Below are 16709 nucleotides of genomic sequence, written 5' to 3'. Positions count from 1 at the left end.
GCGGTCAGGCGAACCACCAGCGTTCGGCGGCGCGCAGGCCGTCCAGGTCCCAGTTGTTGCCCAGCCGCCCGTGTCCGATCAGGGTGGAAATGCCATCGACGTAGTTGGCGAACAGCGGAATCAGCGCGCCGCCCTGGTCGCGCAGCAGCAGCTGCATCTCGCCGTACATCTGCCGGCGTTTGGCGTCGTCCAGTTCGGAGCGGGCATTGACCAGCAGCTCGTTGAAGCGCGCGTTGTCCCAGAAGGTTTCGTTCCACGCCGCGCCCTTGCCGTACACCAGGGAGAAGGCCCAGTCTTCCGTGGGTTTGCCGCCCCAGTAGTCCATGCTCCAGGCCTTCTTCATCCAGACGTTCTTCCAGTAGCCGTCGTTGGGCTCGCGCACCACATTGATGTCGATGCCGGCCTTGGCCGCGTGCTCCTTGAACAGCACGGCGGTATCCACCGAGCCTGAAAAGGCCGCGTCGGCGGCGCTGAGGTCGACCTTGAGACTGTCCAGCCCGGCCTGCTTGAGGTAGTAGCGGGCCTTGTCCGGGTCGTATTGCCGCTGGGGAATCTGGCTGTCGAAGTAGCGGTAGCCCGAGTTGATCGGGTGATCGTTGGCGACTTCGCCGTGGCCGCGCAGGATGGTCTGTAGCAGGGCGTCGCGGTCGATGGCGTGCTTGAGCGCCAGGCGGATGTTGGGATCGGTGAAGGGGGCCTGGGTGACGTTCATCGGCAGGCTGTAGTGCTGACCACCCTTGATCGAGGAGACCTCAAGCTTCGGGTTGCGCTTGAGCAGGTGCACCGTCTTCAGGTCGCAGCCGTTCATGGCGTGGATTTCGCCGGTGTTCAGCGCGTTGGTGCGGGCGCCGACGTCGGCGATCACCAGGAATTCCACCGAGTCGAACCAGCCGCGGTCGGTCTTCCAGTAGTTGGGGTTGCGCTTGACCATGGTCTTCACGCCCGGATCGAAGCTCTCGCGGATGTAGGCGCCGCAACCGACGCCGGCGTTCGCGTCCACCGCGCCGTCCTTGGACGGCATGATCGGCAGGTGGTAGTCCGAGACCAGATAGGGGAAGTCGGCGTTGCCGCCGCTCAGGGTGACGATGACGCGGTTCTTGCCGTCCGCGCGGATGTCGCTGATCGGCGCCAGGATGCTGCTGGCGGCGGAGCGGGAGTCCGGCCCGCGGTGGTGATTGAGCGAGGCCACCACGTCGTCGGCTTCCAGGGACTTGCCGTTGTGGAACTCCACGCCGTTGCGCAGGGTGAAGGTCCAGGTCTTGGCGTCGGGCGAGGGCTCCCAGCTCTGCGCCAGTTCGCCCACCAGCTCGCCGCTGTTGCTGATCTCGGTCAGGTAGTTGTGGACCGAATGCCCCACCGACTGCATGTAGTTGTCGCCGTAGGTGCCCGGGTCGAAGGAGTCGGTGGTCGAGCCGGAGGCGATGCCCAGCTTGAAATGGCCGCCGCGCTTGGGCGTGCCGGCCTCTCCGGCGGCGAACACCTGGCCGGCCAGGCCGGCGCTCAGGGCCGCGCCCGCGCCCGCGGCGAACATGCCTTTCATGAAGGTGCGGCGGTCGATCTGCCCGAGGCGCAGGCGTTGTACGAGGTCGTCGATGTGGTTGCCCATGAGTGTTCCTTTTTATTGGATGTCTTGTCAGGAGTCGTCTCGAACGGGGTGCTTCAGATGCGGGCGGTGACGGTCTTCACCGCATAGTAGGCGCGTAGTCCCTCCAGTCCTTTCTCACGCCCGAAGCCGGAGCGCTTGTTTCCGCCAAAAGGTGTTTCCACGCCGCCGGCGAAGTATTCGTTGATGTAGATCTGCCCGGCATCCAGGTCTCGCGCAAGGCGCATCGCGTGCGAGAAGTCGCGGGTGTAGATACCGGCGGCGAGGCCGAAGGGCGTGGCATTGGCCAGTTCCAGCGCGTGCTCGACGTTGTCGGCGACCTGCACCGAGAGCACCGGCCCGAAGACTTCTTCCTGCACCAGCGGATCGTGTATCGGCAGGTTATCCAGAAGCGTCGGCTGGAAGAACCAGCCGGCATCGGATGCGGGATCGCAGACACGCCGGCCACCGGCGGCGATGCGCACACCACGGCTACGCGCGCCGTCCACGTAGGCATCGATTTTCTGCAATTGTTCCGGGGTGGTGATGGCGCCGATATCAGGATTGCGCAGGCCGTGTCCGAACCTGAGCTGACGTGCGCGCTCGGCCAGACGCTCGACGAAGTGCTCATGCACGCTGCGCTCGATGATCAACCGCGAGCCGGCGGAGCAGATCTGCCCGGCGTTGGAATAGATGGCCCAGAGCACGTCCTCCACTGCGGCATCCAGATCAGCGTCGGCGAGGACGATGGCCGGGGACTTACCACCCAGTTCCAGGGTGACGCTGGCGATATTGCGCGCCGCCGCCTGCATCACATGGATGCCGGTGTTGACCGAGCCGGTGAAGGTCACGTGGCGCACCTTTGGGTGGCTGGTCAGCGCGCTGCCGACCTGGCTGCCGGTGCCGTTCACCACGTTGCAGACGCCCGGCGGCAGTCCCGCCTGGTGTAGCAGCCCGGCCAGCAGCAGGGCACTGAGCGGGGTCTGCTCGGCGGGCTTGAGCACCGCCGTGCAACCCGCCGCCAGGGCCGGGGCGAGCCCGCGGGCGGCGGTGGAAATGGGGTAGTTCCAGGGGATGATGTGCGCCGTCACGCCCACCGGTTCGAGCTGGGTGCAGGCGAAGTGATCGGCGCCCAGGGGGATGGTCTCGCCCTGCAGCTTGTCGGCGATGCCGGCGTAGTACTCGAAGATCCGCGCGGTATTGCGCACGTCGCTCTGCGCCTCGGCCAGGGTCTTGCCGTTGTCGAGTGTCTCGATCACCGCCAGGCGCGCGGCGTTGCTGCGAATCGCCTCGGCGGCGCGCAACAGGATGCGGCTGCGGTCGGCGGGCAGCATCTTGCGCCAGGGGCCGCGAGTGGCGGCGTCGGCGGCGCTCACCGCGGCGTCCACATCCTCCTCGTCACCGGCAGCCACCGTGGTGAAGGCCTTGCCCAGGCCGGGGTCGAAGACCTCCAGGGTTTCCCGGCCGGCACTGGCGCGCCAGCTGCCGTCGATGAAGTGCGAGTCGGGCAGGTAGGCGAGGGTGCCGGTGCTGAAGTACTCGTGGATCAGGGCATCGGTGGTCTGGTTCATCGGCTGGCCTCGCTGATCTGGTAGGTGGACTTTTCCAGCCACTGCGGTGCGATTTCCACGCCCCAGCCGGGCGCGTCGCCCACGCTGACCTGGCCGTCTTCCACGCGGTAGGGCGACTCGACGAACAGGCCGTCCTGCCAGGGGTAGTAGTCCAGCCCTTCGATGGACAGCTCCAGGTACTTGCCGGCGTTGGGCAGGGACTTGAGGAAGTGCATGGTGAACAGCGTCACCAGCGACAGGTTGGCGCTGTGCGGGGTGACCGGCAGGCCGGCTTCGGCGGCCATGCCGGCCACCTGCAGCGAGCGGCAGATGCCGCCCAGGTAGAGGACGTCCGGCTGCACGATGTCCACCGCCTTCATGTCGATCATCCGTCGCCAGGTCGCCAGCTCGCAGTCCTGTTCGCCGCCGGTGACGTCCAGCGCCAGCGCCTGGGTGACCTGGCGGGTCTGCTCCAGTTCCCAGTAGGGGCAGGGTTCTTCGAAGTGGACGATGCCGTGCTGTTCCAGCAGGCGCCCGACCTCGATGGCACGGCGCGGCGAATAGCCGGAGTTGCCGTCGACCAGCAGTTCCGCCCCATCGCCCAGGGCGCGGCGCATGACCGGTACTATGGCTTCGGTGCGGCCCGGCCATTCGTCACGATCGTGGCCGCACTCGCGGCCCACGCGGAACTTGAAGGCGTCGAAGCCGTAGCGGTCACGCAGGCGCTGCATGCGCTCGGCTTCGGCTTCCGGGGTGATGTCGCGCTTCATCGACGAGGCATAGGCGCGCAGCTTGCCTGGCGTGCCGCCGAGCAGTTCGACCACCGGCTTGCCGGCGGCCTTGCCCTTGAGGTCCCACAGCGCGGTATCCAGCCCGGCGAGGGCGCGGTACAGGTAGCTGCCGGGAAACTTGTGCTCGCGCTCGGGAATCACGTTGACCAGCTGTTCGATGTCCTGGGCGTCGGCGCCCAGTGCCCAGGGCGCGATCTGCCGGTGGAAGACCTGGGCGGTGATGTCGGCGTTGTAGGTGGACAGTTGCCCCCAGCCGATCTGCCCGCACTCGCTGGTGACCCGCACGAACCCTACATGGGCGTTGCAGAACGTTTCGAGCTTGCTGATTCGCATCATGCGCTTACCTTTTGCTTGTGATCGGCCAGGATCAGGTCCGCGGCCTTCTGCGCCACCATGATGGTAGGGGCGTTGGTGTTGCCGGAGGTGATGGTGGGGAAGATCGACGCATCGACCACGCGCAGCCCTTGCAGGCCGTGGACGCGCAAGCGGGTGTCGACCACCGAACGGTGCGCGTCGGTGCCCATGCCGCAGGTGCCGACAGGGTGGAAGACCGAGCCGCAGCGCTCGCGGAAGTCGTCGAGGATCTGCGCATCGTCCATCCCGTCGAGGTCCGGCGGCATGGCTTCCTTGGCCAGCCGGCGCAGCGCCTGGGTGCGCATCAGGCGCTGGATCAGGCGGCCGCCGGCGATCACGCCACGGATGTCCTCTTCCTCGCTCAGGTAGTTGGGACGGATCACCGGGGTTTCCCGTGGGTTCGCCGAGCGGATGTCGATGCGTCCCCGGCTCAGCGGGCGGCAGGGCTGAAAGGAAATGATGAAGCCGGGGAACGGATCGGGGCTCATCAGCGGACGCTTGCCTTCGGGTGCCGTCGAGTAGGTGACCGGGTTGAAATACAGCTGCATGTCCGGCGCGCCACTGTGCTCGTCGGCGCGGACGAAGCCGCCGGACTGGTTGACGCTGACGCTCAGCGGTCCGCGACGGGTCAGCAGGTAGCGCATGCCGGCGAGCAGCTTGCCGTGCAGCGGCGCCAGTTGGTTGTTCAGGGTCGGCTCGGTGGAGCGGTAGAAGTAGTTGATGCCCAGGTGGTCCTGCAGTTGTCCGCCCACCAGTGGCTGGTCGAGCACCACCGGGATGCCGAGGCGCTGCAGCAGCTCGGCGGGGCCGACGCCGGACAGTTGGAGCAGTTGCGGGGAGTTGATCGCCCCGGCGCTGAGGATCACCTCGCGACGGGCGCGTGCCTGGAGCAGTTCGCCGTTGCGCTCGAACTCGATGCCCATCGCCCTGTGCCCGTCGAACAGCACCCGCCGCGCCAGCGCCTGGGTGATCAGCCGCACGTTGCTGCGGCGCAGGGCCGGGCGCAGGAAGGCGTCGGCGGCGGAGCAGCGCATGCCGGCGTGGGTATTGATCTGGTAGCTGCCCACGCCCTCGGGATTGGCCCCGTTGAAGTCCGAGGTGAAGGGCAGGCCGAGTTCGCGGGCGGCGGCGAAGAAGTGTTCGCGTAGCGGATGCAGTTCCTCGCTGACATCGGACACGTACAAGGGGCCGCCGGGCTGGGCGTTGCCCTGGGCGTCGACACGCCGCTCGCTGCGCTCGTAGTAGGGCAGCACGTCGCTCCAGCCCCAGCCAAGGTTGCCGAGCTGGCGCCAACCGTCGAAGTCCACCGGCAGGCCACGGCAATAGACCATCGCGTTGATCGAGCTGGAGCCGCCGATCACCCGGCCGCGCGGCCAGTAGCTGCGGCGCTCCTTGGTGGCCGGATCGGGCTCGGTGCTGTACTTCCAGTTGACCCGCTCGTCGTAGAAGGTCCGGCCGTAGCCGATCGGCACCTTGATCCAGAAGCGCCGGTCGCTGCCGCCCGCTTCCAGCACCAGCACCGACGCCCCGTCGCTGGAGAGTCGGTCGGCGAGCACCGATCCGGCCGATCCGCTGCCAACGATGATGTAGTCGAACTCGCCCACTGACGCCATGCGTCCCTCCCAGCCAAGGTGATTGCCTGTGGCGGCCCGTTCACGAAGTCGGGCTCGATCCGCAGTGCTTGCGTAGGGGGGATTGTTTGAGCGAGGCTCGCCTTAAGACAAACAAGAAAAAACGCTCCTTTGGGGCGAAAAAATTTAAAGGTGTACTGTGGGCCACCAACTTCCTCATCTCCCCTGGCTGCGCTCCTTCGAAGCCGCCGCACGCAACCTGAGCTTCTCGGCAGCGGCCAACGAGCTGCACATGACGCCTGCCGCGGTCAGCCTGCAGATTCGCTCCCTGGAGCAGTACCTGGGTTTCCAGTTGTTCGAGCGCCTGCCGCGCGGCGTGCGGCTGACGGACATGGGGCTGGCCTATCTGCCTTCGATCCGCAAGGCGTTCGATGAGCTGTCGATGTCGACCGTCGGCCTGTTCGGCAGCCGCGGCGATCGCTCCATCACCGTGCGTTCGACGGCGGCCTTCGCCGTGCTCTGGCTGGCGCCGAGGCTGGGAGAGTTCATGGCGGCCTACCCGAACATCGAAGTGCGGCTGTTCGCCGACATCTGGGCCGATGCGCTGGGCGCGGACCAGAACGCCATCGATATCCGTTTCGGCGACGGGCACTGGGAGGGATTCGATGTCGAGCTGATCCAGACCGAGGCGTCCGTACCGGTCTGCAGTCCGGCGTGGCGTGAGAGGGCCGGGAGCGCCGAGGCGCTGGTGCGTCTGGCGCAGGACAACCTCATCCACATCATGGGTTGCGACGACCTGTGGACGCGCTGGTTCAGGGCGGCGGGGGGCGCCGAGTTCACCTGCCGCAAGGGCGTGCAGGTCGACACCTCGCTGACGGCGCTGGAGCTGGCGGCCGCGGGCTCAGGGTTCGCCCTGGTGCTGCGCAGCCTGGCCCGGCCCTATATCGAGTCGGGCAAGGTGGTGGCGGCCTTCGAGGGGGAGCTGCCCATCGACCAGGCGCACTACCTGCTGTTGCCCAAGGGCGGCAAGCGACCGCCGCCGGAGGTGCTGCTGTTCCGCCAGTGGCTGATGGACAAGGCGCGCGAGGACGGCGAGCGTTCGCCGGCCGAGGCGCCCGTCCCGTGAGCGGGATTCAGGCCAAGTCCTCTGCCGGCGAGCAGGTGGGCATCAGGGCAGGCACTCGAACAACGCCGCCGCGCCCTGGCCGCCGCCGATGCACATGCTGACCACGACGTAGCGCGCCTTGCGGCGCCGCCCTTCGAGCAGCGCGTGGCCCACCAGCCGGGTGCCGCTCATGCCGTAGGGGTGGCCGAGGGCGATGGCGCCGCCGTTGACGTTCAGGCGCTCGGCCGGCAGGCCCAGGGTCTGCGCGCAGTACAGCACCTGCGAGGCGAAGGCTTCGTTGATTTCCCAGAGGTCGATGTCGTCCACCGAGAGGCGATTTCGTTGCAGCAGCTTGCGGATCGCCGGGACCGGGCCGATGCCCATTTCATCCGGCGCGCAGCCTTCCACCACGCAACTGACCAGGCGCCCCAGCGGCTGCAGCCCATGGTTTTGCAACTGCTCTTCCGACACGACCAGGCAAGCGGCCGAGCCGTCCGACAGCGGGCAGGCATTGCCGGCGCTGACCGATCCCTGGGGAAACACCGGCGCCAGCGCCGCCAGGCCTTCGGCGTTGGTCGCGGGGCGCGGGCACTCGTCCTGGCTTGCGTCGATCTCGACGAAAGACAGCTCGCCACTGCTGCGATCCTCGATGCGCTGCACCGTTCGCACGGTCGCGATCTCCGTGTCGAACAGGCCCTGTGCGCGGGCCGCTGCGGCGCGTTGCTGGCTGCGCAGGGCGAAGGCGTCCTGCGCCTCGCGGCTGACGCCATAGCGTTTGGCGACCACTTCGGCGGTTTCCACCATCGGCATGTAGGCCGCCGGCAGGCGTTCCAGCAGCTGGCGATCCTGCCGGCGGTAGGCGTTCATGTGCGGGTTCTGCACCAGGCTGATGGACTCCACGCCACCGGCCAGGATCAGCTCCGCGTCGCCGGCCTGGATGCGTTGGCTGGCGATGGCCACCGACATCAGCCCGGAGGCGCACTGGCGGTCCACCGTCATGCCGGGGGTGCGTACCGGCAGCTGCGCCGCCAGCGCCGCCATGCGGCCGATGTTGTAGTACTGCGAGCCCTCGGGCAGTGCGCAGCCGAGGATCACGTCGTCGATCAGCTGCGGGTCGATGTCGCCGCGTTGCAGCACTGCGCGCAGGGCGAAGGCGGCCAGGGTCGGGGCGTCGGTGTCGTTGAAGGCGCCGCGGTAAGCCCGGCCGATGGGCGTGCGGGCGTAGCCGGCGATGTACGCCGGAGTGGAAGTCATGGTCATGATGAAGTCCGAATCAGGTGCGGGCGTCGCGGAAGGGCGCGGTGATGTCCTGCAGTTGCGCAGGGCTCAGGTCGCTGAGGATTTCCCGCAGCAGCAGGCCCTCGGCGTCGATGTCGAATACTGCGTGCTCGGTGATGATCCGCGTCACGCAGCGCCGGGCGGTCAGCGGCAGGTCGCAGCGCTCGACGATCTTCGCGCGGCCGTCCTTGTCGCAGTGCGGCATGGTGACGATCACCTGCCGGGCCTTCTGCGCCAGCTCCGCGCCGCCGCCGATGCCGGCGACTATCTTGCCCGGCACCAGCCAGTTGGCCAGGTCGCCGTGCTGCGAAACCTGCAGCGCGCCGAGGAAGGTGATGTCGAGCAGGCCGCGGCGGATGATGCCGAAGGAGGTGGCGCTGTCGACGATGGCGCCGCCCGGCACCACGGTGACGTAGCCGCCGCCGGCATCGATCAGCTCGGCGTCGAGGTTGTGTTCGCCGGCCTGCGGGCCGACCCCGACGATGCCGTTCTCCGAATGAATCCATACCTGGATGTCGCCGGGAACATAGGCCGGGATCAGCGTCGGCAGGCCGATGCCGAGGTTCACCAGCTGGCCGTCGCGGATTTCCCCGGCTGCCCGGCGGGCGATGGTTTCCCGCGGATCAGCGAGGGATGGGCTGGTACTCATGGGAGCTCCTTGTGACGGCGACCAGGTGGTGCACGAAGATGCCGGGGGTGTGGATGCTGTCGGCGGGCAGCGCGGTTTCGCTCAGGTCGTAGACCTCGGCGATCACGCGGTCGGCGGCCATCGCCATCAGCGGCCCGAAGTTGCGCGCGCTGCCGTGGTAGCGCAGGTTGCCGGCGTGGTCGGCGCAATGCCCGGCAATGAAGGCGTAGTCGGCGCGCAGCGCCGGTTCGACATAAAGCTGGCGGCCGTCGAGGGACACCGTCTGGCGCGCCTCGCCCAACTCCTCGGGGATCTCGATGTCGCTGAGGAAGGCCGGTAGACCGACGCCGGCGCAGCGGATGCGCTCGGCGAACAGGCCCTGGGAGACGAACTCCACTTCCAGCGTGCCGGCAGTGAAGGCCCGCCGCGCCGCGCCGCTCAGGCCCAGGTGGGTGGTGATCATCTTGCGGATGGCCCCGGCCTCGATCAGCCGCGAGACGCCGTAGCCGTCCTGGTTGGCGTCGTTCTTGATGATGGTCAGCTCACGCTTGTCCTGGCGCGCCAGTTCCTCCAGCAGGGAGAACGGCGTGCCGGGCGAGCCGAAGCCGCCGACCATGATGCTGCTGCCATCGGCGATGCCGGCGATGGCCTGCTCCAGCGAGCACTGCTTGTTCATCGGCCGGCCTGCTGCGCCTGGAAGGCGTCGAAGGTGGCGCCGAGCAGTTCGACGATCTCGTCACACTGCTCGCGAGTGGTGATCAGCGGCGGCGAGATCAGCGTGTGGTCGCCCTGTTCGCCCATCAGCGAGCGGCGCGGGTAGATGATCAGGCCGCGTTCGCGGGCCAGGCGGGTGATGCTGTCGCTGACGTTGGCGGAGAGCGGGTAGGGCGTCTTGCCGGCGCGGTCGGCCACGTACTCCACCGCCTGCAGGTAGCCACGGCCGCGCACGTCGCCAACGAATTCGTACTGCGCGCCAAGTGCCTTGAGGCGCTCCAGCAGGTAGGCGCCGTTCTCGGCCACCTTGGCCACCAGGTTCTCGTCCTCGATGGCCTGGATCACCGCCAGGGCGGTGGCGCTGGCCAGCGGGTTGCCGGCGTAGGTGTAGCCGTGCTGGAAGCCGCCGGAGGCGAGGATCGGGTCGGTGAGTTCGGCGCGGGTCAGCACCGCCGACACCGGGTAGTAACCGGCGCCCAGGCCCTTGGCCAGGCACAGGATGTCGGCCTGCACGTCCCAGTGTTCGTAGCCGAACCAGCGCCCGGTGCGGCCGATGCCGGTCATCACTTCGTCGAGGATCAGCAGGATGCCGTGGCGCTTGCAGATCGCCTGGATGCGCGGGAAGTAGACGTCATGCGGGACTTCCGCGCCGGTGCTGGCGCCGCCGATGGGCTCGGCGATGAAGGCGGCGACGTTGTGCGCGCCGACCTCCAGGATCGCCGCTTCCAGCTCGTCGGCGCAGGCCAGGGCGTGGGCCTCGGGGCTCAGGCCGGCGGGCACGCGGTACTGGGTCGGCGAGGCGATCTTCGGGTAATGCTGGAACATCGGTTCGAACGGCTGGGTCAGCGGCGTGTAGCTGGTCATCGCCAGCGCGCCCATGGTCGAGCCGTGGTAGGCCGGCTTGCGGCTGATGAAGATGCTGCGCTGCGGCTCGCCCTTGCAGTACCAGTACTGGCGGGCGATCTTCAGCGCCGACTCGACCGACTCGGAACCGCCGGAGGAGAAGAACACCCGGTCGAAGCGCTGGCCGGTGAGGTTCACCAGGCGCTCGGCGAGGTCCAGCGCCGGCTGGTTCTCGAACTGGGTACGGTAGGCGAAGGCGACCTTGTCCAGCTGCGCCAGCATCGCCTCGCGCACCGCCGGATGGCCGTGGCCGAGCTGCGCGACGATGGCCCCGGAGCAGGCGTCCAGGTAGCGCCGGCCATGCTCGTCCCAGGCGTAGATGCCCTGGGCGTGCGAGACGGTCGGCAGGCGCACGGAGGATTGGTAGAACAGGTAGTCGGACATGCGAATCCCCTGGTGGCAGGCGCCCCTCCAAGTGGGCGCCCTGGGTATGAGGTGGCTCAGCCGATATCGGCGAGGAAGGATCGGGTGCGTTGCTGCTGCGGCTGGCGGAACACTTCCTGCGGGGTGCCCTGCTCGACGATGTTGCCGTCGGCCATGAACACCACGCGGTCGGCGACCTTCTCGGCAAAGCGCATCTCGTGGGTCACCACCATCATGGTCATGCCGCTGCGGGCCAGGCTTTCCATGACCGTCAGCACGCCGCCGACCATTTCCGGGTCGAGCGCCGAGGTGGGTTCGTCGAACAGCATCGCATCGGGTTTCAGCGCCAGCGCGCGGGCGATGGCCACCCGCTGCTTCTGGCCGCCGGAGAGGTTGCCGGGGTAGACGTCACGCTTGTCCAGCACGCCGACCTTCTCCAGCAGTTCCTCGGCTTCGGCGCGGGCCTGGCGTGGGTCGATGCCCTGCAGCTGGGTCGGGGCGATGGTGATGTTCTCCAGCACCGTGAGGTGGGGGAACAGGTTGAAGTGCTGGAACACCATGCCGACTTTCATGCGCAGGCTGTTGAGGTATTTCTCCTGGGCACCGTGGCTGCGCCGGCGGTCGTTGATCAGCTGCCCCTGGAAGTGGATTTCGCCGCGGGTGGGCTGTTCGAGCATGTTCACGCAGCGCAGCAGGGTGCTCTTGCCCGAGCCGCTGGGGCCGATCAGCACCATCACCTCGCCCCGGCGGACGTCGAGGTCGATGCCCTTGAGCACCTCCAGCGGGCCGTAGTGCTTGTGGATATCTTTCAGCTGGATTTGCACGTCGGCGATGTTCATGCCCGTCCCCCCTTGAGCAGAAGCCGCCGCTCGAACACTTGCAGCAGCAGGCTGGTGATGCTGGTCAGCAGCGCGTAGATCAGCGCGCAGGCGAAGTACAGCTCGAATGGCTTGAAGGTAGCGCCCACCAGTTGCTGGGTGCGCATGAACAGCTCGGCCAGGGTGATGGTGGAGACCAGCGAGGTGTCCTTGATCAGGATGATCAGGTTATTGCCCAGCGGCGGCACGATCAGCTTGAAGGCCTGCGGCAGGATGATCAGGCGCATGGTGCGCACGGTGCCGAAGCCCAGCGAGCGCGACGCCTCGATCTGCCCGTGGGGGATGGCCTGGATGCCGGCGCGGATGGTCTCGGCGTTATAGGCGCCGACGTTCAGCGCAAGGCCGATCACCCCGGACGTGAAGGGCGACAGTTCCAGGCCGAACTGCGGCAGGCCGAAGTAGATGATGAACAGTTGGACCAGCAGCGGCGTCGAGCGGATCAGCCAGATGTAGCCGCCGGCGATCCAGCGCAGCACGCGATGGCGGGACAGGCGGGCGAGGGCGGCGAGCAGGCCGATCAGCAGGCCGAAGACGATGGCCAGCAGCGTCAGCTCGACCGTGACTCCGGCTGCCTTGAGCAGCATGGGGAGGTATTGGAGCACCAGGTTGAAGTCGAACATTCTTATTCTCGGGTTGGGTCTCTGGAGCCGTTCGTGGTGAGCGAATGGCTGTTCCTACAAATTATTTTAATACCCAGGTGTTCGATCTGAGATCCGCGATATACGAGGGTTTCAGTTGTTCGAGAACACGGGGTGAGTCTTGCATTGACAAAAAACAGCGTCAATTTATGATCTTTTTTCATCATTTGACCGGCAGGACGTTCCCACCATGCGTACCGAGTTCAGCCTGCGCGACCTGGAAATCTTCCACGCCATCGCCACCACCGGCTCGACGCGCCAGGCCGCGGTGCAGCTGGGGCTCACCCAGTCGGCGGTGAGCCACGCCCTGGCGCGGCTGGAGGAGTCGTTGAAGATCCGCCTGTTCGCCCGCGAGAACCAGCGCCTGCAGATCACTGCCGCCGGGCGCTACATGCTCAACGAGGCGGTCCTGCTGATGGGTAACCTGGCGCGCATCGAAGAGGACCTGTTCGTCCTCCAGGACAGCGGCGTGGCGTCGCTGAAGCTGGGCTGCGCACCCGGCCTGGGACATCGCTTCGGGCCCGGCCTGGTGCAGCGTTACCTGCAGGCCCATCCGGGCATCGCGGTGTCGCTGGACGTGGCGGCCAGCGGCCGGCTGATCGCCGAGGTGGAGGCCGGTCGGCTGGACATGGCGCTGGTTTCCTACGAGGTGCACGAGCCCAACCTGCTGTTCGCGCCCATGGTCTCGGCGCGCATGCGCGTGCTGATGCCGGCGGCCAGTGGGCTGGCGGAAAAGGCGGAACTGGAATTGGCCGACCTCGACGGACAGACGCTGATCAAGCCGATCCAGTCCGACCACCTGATCTACCGCGACAACAGCCTGCGCCGGCTGCTGCGCCACGAATTGCAGTCGAGCCTGTCGTGCATGGGCGCGATGATCGAACTGACTGGCGGGCTCAGCCTGGTCAACGCGATCACCGCCGCGGACCTGTGCGACAACCCCAAGCTGGTCAGCCGGCCGTTCGCGCTGGAGCAGTGGTTCAATTTCTACCTGGTGTACAAGCAGGAGCTGAAAAGCAATCGCCTGGTGGGCGACGTGCGCCTGGCGCTAGCGCAGGTGGTCGAGGCGATGTTGCAGCGCGAGGATTGTGCCGGGGCATTGCGCCTGCCGGCGGCGTGAGAACCTGTTTACGATCGCGAGATCGTAAACAGGTTCTTAAGCGGGCGGCCGAAGCCGCCCGCGGGTACATCAGGCATTGCGCCGTGGCGCGAGGAAACCGTTGAAGAACTGCTCGGCGTTGTCCTGCAGACTTTCCAGGTGGTAGCCGCCTTCCTGCACGATCAGCGTCGGCAGGTTCAGTTCGCCGATCACCTGGCCGAGGCGGCGGAAGCCGTCGCCGGTCACCGCGACCTGGGATTGCGGGTCGAGCTCGTAGATGTCGAAGCCCAGCGACAGCACCAGGGCGTCCGGCTCGAAGCGGCGCAGCGCGGCGATGGCCTCCTGCAGACGTTCGAAGAACACCGACTCGGGCGAGCCGTGGGGCATGCTCAGGTTGAGGTTGTAGCCGTAGCCGGCCCCCGCCCCCTTTTCGTCCTCGTAGCCGGCGACCACTGGGTAGAAGTTGGTCGGGTCGCCGTGGATCGACACGTAGAGCACGTCGTCGCGCTCATAGAAGATTTCCTGGATGCCCTGGCCGTGGTGCATGTCGGTGTCCAGCACGGCGACGCGGGCGTGGCCCTTGCGCAGTTCCTGGGCGGCGATGGCGGCGTTGTTCAGGTAGCAGAAACCACCGGCCGCATCGCGCCGCGCATGGTGCCCCGGCGGGCGGCACAGCGCGTAGGCCTCGGGCTGGCCGTCGAGCAGGGCGCGGGCACCGGCGATGGCGCTCTGCGCCGACCAGTAGGCGCCGCGCCAGGTCTGCTCACCCACCGGGCAGCTGCCGTCGGCGAGGTAGCGCGCCGCCTTGGCGAGGATGCCGCGCAGCGGGTTGGGTTCGCGGACGAAGACGTTGGAGATCACCTCCGCGCCCCAGTCCTGGCCGGTGGCTTTCCATTCGCCGTGGGCCTCTTCGAGGAAACGCAGGTACTCGGGGCAATGCACCGCACTGAGCGGCTGCATGCCGTGGTCGTCGGGCTGGCGCAGCTCGAAACCCAACTGCTCGACTGCCTGCAGCAGGCGCCGGGGGCGTTCGGGCACTTCCTGCGGCACGCGCATCTGCCCACGGGACAGGTAGGTGCGCGGATGGTGGAGGTACTGGTCGGGGTGGAAGTAGGTCAACATGGCTCGATGTCCTTCAGCGGATGTCAGTGCCCAGCCATTTCTCGCTGATGCCCTTGTAGGTGCCGTCCTTGTCCAGGTCGGCGAGCGCCGCGTTGATGGCGGCCTTCAGCTCGGGGCTGTCCTTGCGTACGGCGATGCCCATCTTCTCGGGGTAGAGCAGTGCACCGGCCGGGCGAGCGTCCAGGTGGCGGTCGCGGATGGTCAGAAGGCCGGCGATCTTGTCGGTGACGAAGCCGTCCAGGCGCTTGTTCTGCAGGTCGAGGAGGATGTCCGGCAGGCCCTTGTAGGTCTTCAGCGTGACGTTCGGCTTGTGCTCGCGCAGCCAGGTTTCGTAAGTCTCGCCCAGGGTGATGCCGATCACCTTGCCGTCCATCTCGTCGATGCTCTGCAGCGGGCTGTCCTTGCGCACGAACAGTTGCGCGCCGGAAAGATAGTAGGGCTCGGAGAAGTCCACGGCCTTCATGCGTTCGTCGGTGATCGCCAGGCTGCCGATGATGGCGTCGTACTTGCCGGCGAGCAGGCCGCCGATGATGCCGTCCCAGGCGGTGGTGACCGGCTTGGCCTGCACCCCGAGACGCTGGGCGATGCCACCGCCGATGTCGACGTCGAAGCCCTGCAGCTTGCCGTCCATGTCGATGAAGCTGAAGGGTGGGTACTTGCCGGTGAGGGCGAAGCTCAGCTCGCCTTTCTGCTTGATGCTGTCGAGGTCGCCGGCGTGGGCGAGAAAGGGCAGGAGGCAAGTGGATGCCAGCAGCAGGCTGCTGGCCAGGGCGCGCATTGTTTTTGTCATTTGGCGAAGCTCCCGGTGTTGGGTGAGGAAGTGCCCAGGAGTGTTCCAATCGCCTCTTTTCGCGTCAATCTATGTTGTTTTTCAATCACATGAGTCGTTTGGCTAAGCACCCGCGCCGTGCCTTGCCCGGACATGAAAAAGCCCCGCCAGGGCGGGGCTTTTTCATGACGCAATGAACCTCAGCCGCGACGCGACAGCGGCTGGCGCTCGAAGTTGACGCCGGCAAGGCCGGTGGTCTGCAGGGCGCGGATGTTGGCGTGGTCGGTGCCTTCGGGATGTTCACGCACGGCGCGGTAGTGCTCGCCGAACGCCAGCAGCGACTCTTCCTGGCTCAGGCCTTCGAGGATGGCGAAGCCCAGGGCCTTGCAGGAGCCCTCGTTCTGCCCGGCGGGGTTTTCCACGGTGCCGTTGCTGAAGGCGCTGGGGGTGTAGCTGTAGTGTTCGGCGATGTACGCCAGGGTGTCGGTGAACAGGTGCTGCTCGCTGCGCAGGCGCGCGCGAAAATCGGTGAGGGTCATCAAGGCAAACTCGTTAGTGCTTTTTCGCGTGATCGAAGGCCGCTTGCTGGGCAGGCGACGCTTCCGTCTGATACTTGGCCTTCCATTCGGCGTAAGGCATGCCGTAGATCTCTTCGCGGGCCTGGTCGGGGCTGACGTCCAGTCCCATGTCGTCGGCCGCGGCCTTGTACCACTTGGACAGGCAGTTGCGGCAGAAGCCGGCAAGATTCATCAGGTCGATGTTCTGCACGTCCTTGCGGGTGCGCAGGTGCTGCACCAGGGTGCGGAAGGCGGCGGCTTCGAGTTCCGTGCGCTGTTCGTCGGTCAGATTCATGGGCTCGGTCATGGCGTGTCTCTCAGTGGGCGCAACAGAGGCGCATGGCGGGGCTGGCGCGATTCTATAGAGCGGGACGATCGGCCAGCAACGTCCATTGGCCGACTGGCACGGGCGTACAGCTTGCGTGACCTCCCGGTCAGCGCTGGGCAGCCAGCGCGATGGACACCGACTCGGCGAAACGCAGCGCGTGCGGCTTGTCCACTTCCACCTCAGCGTAGTGCACGGCCGGGTTGCTCATCACCAGGTCGAGCAATTCCTGGGTCAGGCGTTCGAGCAGGGCGAAGCGGTTTTCTTCCACGTGGGCAATGATCGCCTTGGTAATGGTGCGGTAGTTCAGGGCGTGATCGATGTCGTTGACCTGCACCGCGTCGTCGGCCGGGTAGAGGATGGTGAGGTTGATCAGCACATCCTGCTTGTTGAGGATCTCGTCCTCCTTGATGCCGATGTAGGTGCGCACGCGCAGATCCTTGACCCGGATTCGCGCCATGCCTGGCTCAAGTTGCGTCATT

The 16709-nt window shown here is 66.9% G+C and carries 17 protein-coding genes; 2 read left to right on the top strand and 15 right to left on the bottom strand.

The genetic code is table 11. The annotated features are described in order from the left end of the window. Positions 1-4: 4 nt before the first annotated feature. From GA645_RS22650 to GA645_RS22635, 4 genes are read right to left on the bottom strand one after another with little or no spacing between them, the layout of a single operon-like run. Positions 5-1606: an ABC transporter substrate-binding protein gene (locus GA645_RS22650; protein WP_152225654.1), complete on the bottom strand. Its 1602-nt coding sequence runs from the start codon at positions 1604-1606 to the stop codon at positions 5-7. Between the two features lie 53 nt (positions 1607-1659). Beyond that, positions 1660-3153: an aldehyde dehydrogenase family protein gene (locus GA645_RS22645; protein WP_152225652.1), complete on the bottom strand. Its 1494-nt coding sequence runs from the start codon at positions 3151-3153 to the stop codon at positions 1660-1662. Beyond that, on the bottom strand, positions 3150-4259 hold the full coding sequence (locus GA645_RS22640; protein ID WP_218572338.1) for a mandelate racemase/muconate lactonizing enzyme family protein: 1110 nt from the start codon (positions 4257-4259) through the stop codon (positions 3150-3152). Before GA645_RS22640 ends, GA645_RS22645 begins: the two co-directional genes overlap by 4 nt. Continuing rightward, positions 4256-5890: a GMC family oxidoreductase gene (locus tag GA645_RS22635; protein WP_218572337.1), complete on the bottom strand. Its 1635-nt coding sequence runs from the start codon at positions 5888-5890 to the stop codon at positions 4256-4258. Before GA645_RS22635 ends, GA645_RS22640 begins: the two co-directional genes overlap by 4 nt. A gap of 157 nt (positions 5891-6047) precedes the next feature. Between GA645_RS22635 and GA645_RS22630 the strand changes: the two genes are divergently transcribed. Next, complete coding sequence (locus GA645_RS22630) at positions 6048-6974, top strand: LysR substrate-binding domain-containing protein (protein ID WP_152225650.1); 927 nt, start codon at positions 6048-6050, stop codon at positions 6972-6974. A 42-nt stretch (positions 6975-7016) separates the two neighbouring features. Here the strand turns inward: GA645_RS22630 and GA645_RS22625 are convergent, their stop codons facing one another. The 6 genes from GA645_RS22625 to GA645_RS22600 are packed head-to-tail and all read right to left on the bottom strand — an operon-like array spanning position 7017 to position 12337. Further along, on the bottom strand, positions 7017-8207 hold the full coding sequence (locus GA645_RS22625) for a thiolase family protein (protein WP_152228258.1): 1191 nt from the start codon (positions 8205-8207) through the stop codon (positions 7017-7019). A 19-nt stretch (positions 8208-8226) separates the two neighbouring features. Then, positions 8227-8880, bottom strand: a complete 654-nt coding sequence (locus GA645_RS22620) for a 3-oxoacid CoA-transferase subunit B (RefSeq protein WP_152225648.1) — start codon at positions 8878-8880, stop codon at positions 8227-8229. After that, on the bottom strand, positions 8855-9535 hold the full coding sequence (locus GA645_RS22615; RefSeq protein WP_152225646.1) for a CoA transferase subunit A: 681 nt from the start codon (positions 9533-9535) through the stop codon (positions 8855-8857). Before GA645_RS22615 ends, GA645_RS22620 begins: the two co-directional genes overlap by 26 nt. Beyond that, positions 9532-10860 (bottom strand): aspartate aminotransferase family protein, encoded by a 1329-nt coding sequence (locus GA645_RS22610; RefSeq protein WP_152225644.1) that lies wholly within the window; start codon positions 10858-10860, stop codon positions 9532-9534. Before GA645_RS22610 ends, GA645_RS22615 begins: the two co-directional genes overlap by 4 nt. 56 nt (positions 10861-10916) lie before the next feature. Next, on the bottom strand, positions 10917-11678 hold the full coding sequence (locus GA645_RS22605) for an amino acid ABC transporter ATP-binding protein (protein WP_152225642.1): 762 nt from the start codon (positions 11676-11678) through the stop codon (positions 10917-10919). Then, a complete protein-coding gene (locus GA645_RS22600) occupies positions 11675-12337 on the bottom strand; it encodes an amino acid ABC transporter permease (protein ID WP_152225640.1) in 663 nt (220 codons plus the stop codon). The genes GA645_RS22605 and GA645_RS22600 overlap by 4 nt, the downstream gene beginning before the upstream one ends. A 208-nt stretch (positions 12338-12545) precedes the next feature. On the opposite strand from GA645_RS22600, the gene GA645_RS22595 reads away from it, so the two are divergent. After that, positions 12546-13475 carry a LysR family transcriptional regulator gene (locus GA645_RS22595; RefSeq protein WP_152225638.1) on the top strand — a complete coding sequence of 310 codons (930 nt, stop codon included), beginning with the start codon at positions 12546-12548 and terminating at the stop codon, positions 13473-13475. A 69-nt stretch (positions 13476-13544) separates the two neighbouring features. Here GA645_RS22595 and GA645_RS22590 read toward each other — a convergent pair whose 3' ends face one another. From GA645_RS22590 to folX, 5 genes are all read right to left on the bottom strand, one after another. After that, on the bottom strand, positions 13545-14576 hold the full coding sequence (locus tag GA645_RS22590; protein WP_152225635.1) for a histone deacetylase family protein: 1032 nt from the start codon (positions 14574-14576) through the stop codon (positions 13545-13547). A gap of 13 nt (positions 14577-14589) precedes the next feature. Continuing rightward, positions 14590-15366 (bottom strand): ABC transporter substrate-binding protein, encoded by a 777-nt coding sequence (locus GA645_RS22585; RefSeq protein ID WP_218572336.1) that lies wholly within the window; start codon positions 15364-15366, stop codon positions 14590-14592. A gap of 179 nt (positions 15367-15545) precedes the next feature. Next, positions 15546-15884 carry a HopJ type III effector protein gene (locus GA645_RS22580; protein ID WP_152225633.1) on the bottom strand — a complete coding sequence of 113 codons (339 nt, stop codon included), beginning with the start codon at positions 15882-15884 and terminating at the stop codon, positions 15546-15548. Positions 15885-15897: 13 nt separating this feature from the next. Continuing rightward, on the bottom strand, positions 15898-16209 hold the full coding sequence (locus GA645_RS22575; protein WP_152225632.1) for a DUF1244 domain-containing protein: 312 nt from the start codon (positions 16207-16209) through the stop codon (positions 15898-15900). Positions 16210-16336: 127 nt separating this feature from the next. After that, positions 16337-16708, bottom strand: a complete 372-nt coding sequence (folX, locus tag GA645_RS22570; RefSeq protein WP_152225630.1) for a dihydroneopterin triphosphate 2'-epimerase — start codon at positions 16706-16708, stop codon at positions 16337-16339. Position 16709 lies beyond the last annotated feature (1 nt).

This window comes from Pseudomonas sp. SCB32, from assembly GCF_009189165.1.
GTDB lineage: Bacteria > Pseudomonadota > Gammaproteobacteria > Pseudomonadales > Pseudomonadaceae > Pseudomonas.
Note: the sequence above shows the minus strand (reverse complement) of the source record. Positions and strands in the feature narration are given on the sequence as shown.

Coding starts and splice junctions, on each gene's coding strand:
- GA645_RS22650 (WP_152225654.1), bottom strand. CDS start 1,606: ATGGGCAACCACATCGACGACCTCGTACAACGCCTGCGCCTCGGGCAG.
- GA645_RS22645 (WP_152225652.1), bottom strand. CDS start 3,153: ATGAACCAGACCACCGATGCCCTGATCCACGAGTACTTCAGCACCGGC.
- GA645_RS22640 (WP_218572338.1), bottom strand. CDS start 4,259: ATGATGCGAATCAGCAAGCTCGAAACGTTCTGCAACGCCCATGTAGGG.
- GA645_RS22635 (WP_218572337.1), bottom strand. CDS start 5,890: ATGGCGTCAGTGGGCGAGTTCGACTACATCATCGTTGGCAGCGGATCG.
- GA645_RS22625 (WP_152228258.1), bottom strand. CDS start 8,207: ATGACTTCCACTCCGGCGTACATCGCCGGCTACGCCCGCACGCCCATC.
- GA645_RS22620 (WP_152225648.1), bottom strand. CDS start 8,880: ATGAGTACCAGCCCATCCCTCGCTGATCCGCGGGAAACCATCGCCCGC.
- GA645_RS22615 (WP_152225646.1), bottom strand. CDS start 9,535: ATGAACAAGCAGTGCTCGCTGGAGCAGGCCATCGCCGGCATCGCCGAT.
- GA645_RS22610 (WP_152225644.1), bottom strand. CDS start 10,860: ATGTCCGACTACCTGTTCTACCAATCCTCCGTGCGCCTGCCGACCGTC.
- GA645_RS22605 (WP_152225642.1), bottom strand. CDS start 11,678: ATGAACATCGCCGACGTGCAAATCCAGCTGAAAGATATCCACAAGCAC.
- GA645_RS22600 (WP_152225640.1), bottom strand. CDS start 12,337: ATGTTCGACTTCAACCTGGTGCTCCAATACCTCCCCATGCTGCTCAAG.
- GA645_RS22595 (WP_152225638.1), top strand. CDS start 12,546: ATGCGTACCGAGTTCAGCCTGCGCGACCTGGAAATCTTCCACGCCATC.
- GA645_RS22590 (WP_152225635.1), bottom strand. CDS start 14,576: ATGTTGACCTACTTCCACCCCGACCAGTACCTCCACCATCCGCGCACC.
- GA645_RS22585 (WP_218572336.1), bottom strand. CDS start 15,366: ATGACAAAAACAATGCGCGCCCTGGCCAGCAGCCTGCTGCTGGCATCC.
- GA645_RS22580 (WP_152225633.1), bottom strand. CDS start 15,884: ATGACCCTCACCGATTTTCGCGCGCGCCTGCGCAGCGAGCAGCACCTG.
- GA645_RS22575 (WP_152225632.1), bottom strand. CDS start 16,209: ATGACCGAGCCCATGAATCTGACCGACGAACAGCGCACGGAACTCGAA.
- folX (WP_152225630.1), bottom strand. CDS start 16,708: ATGACGCAACTTGAGCCAGGCATGGCGCGAATCCGGGTCAAGGATCTG.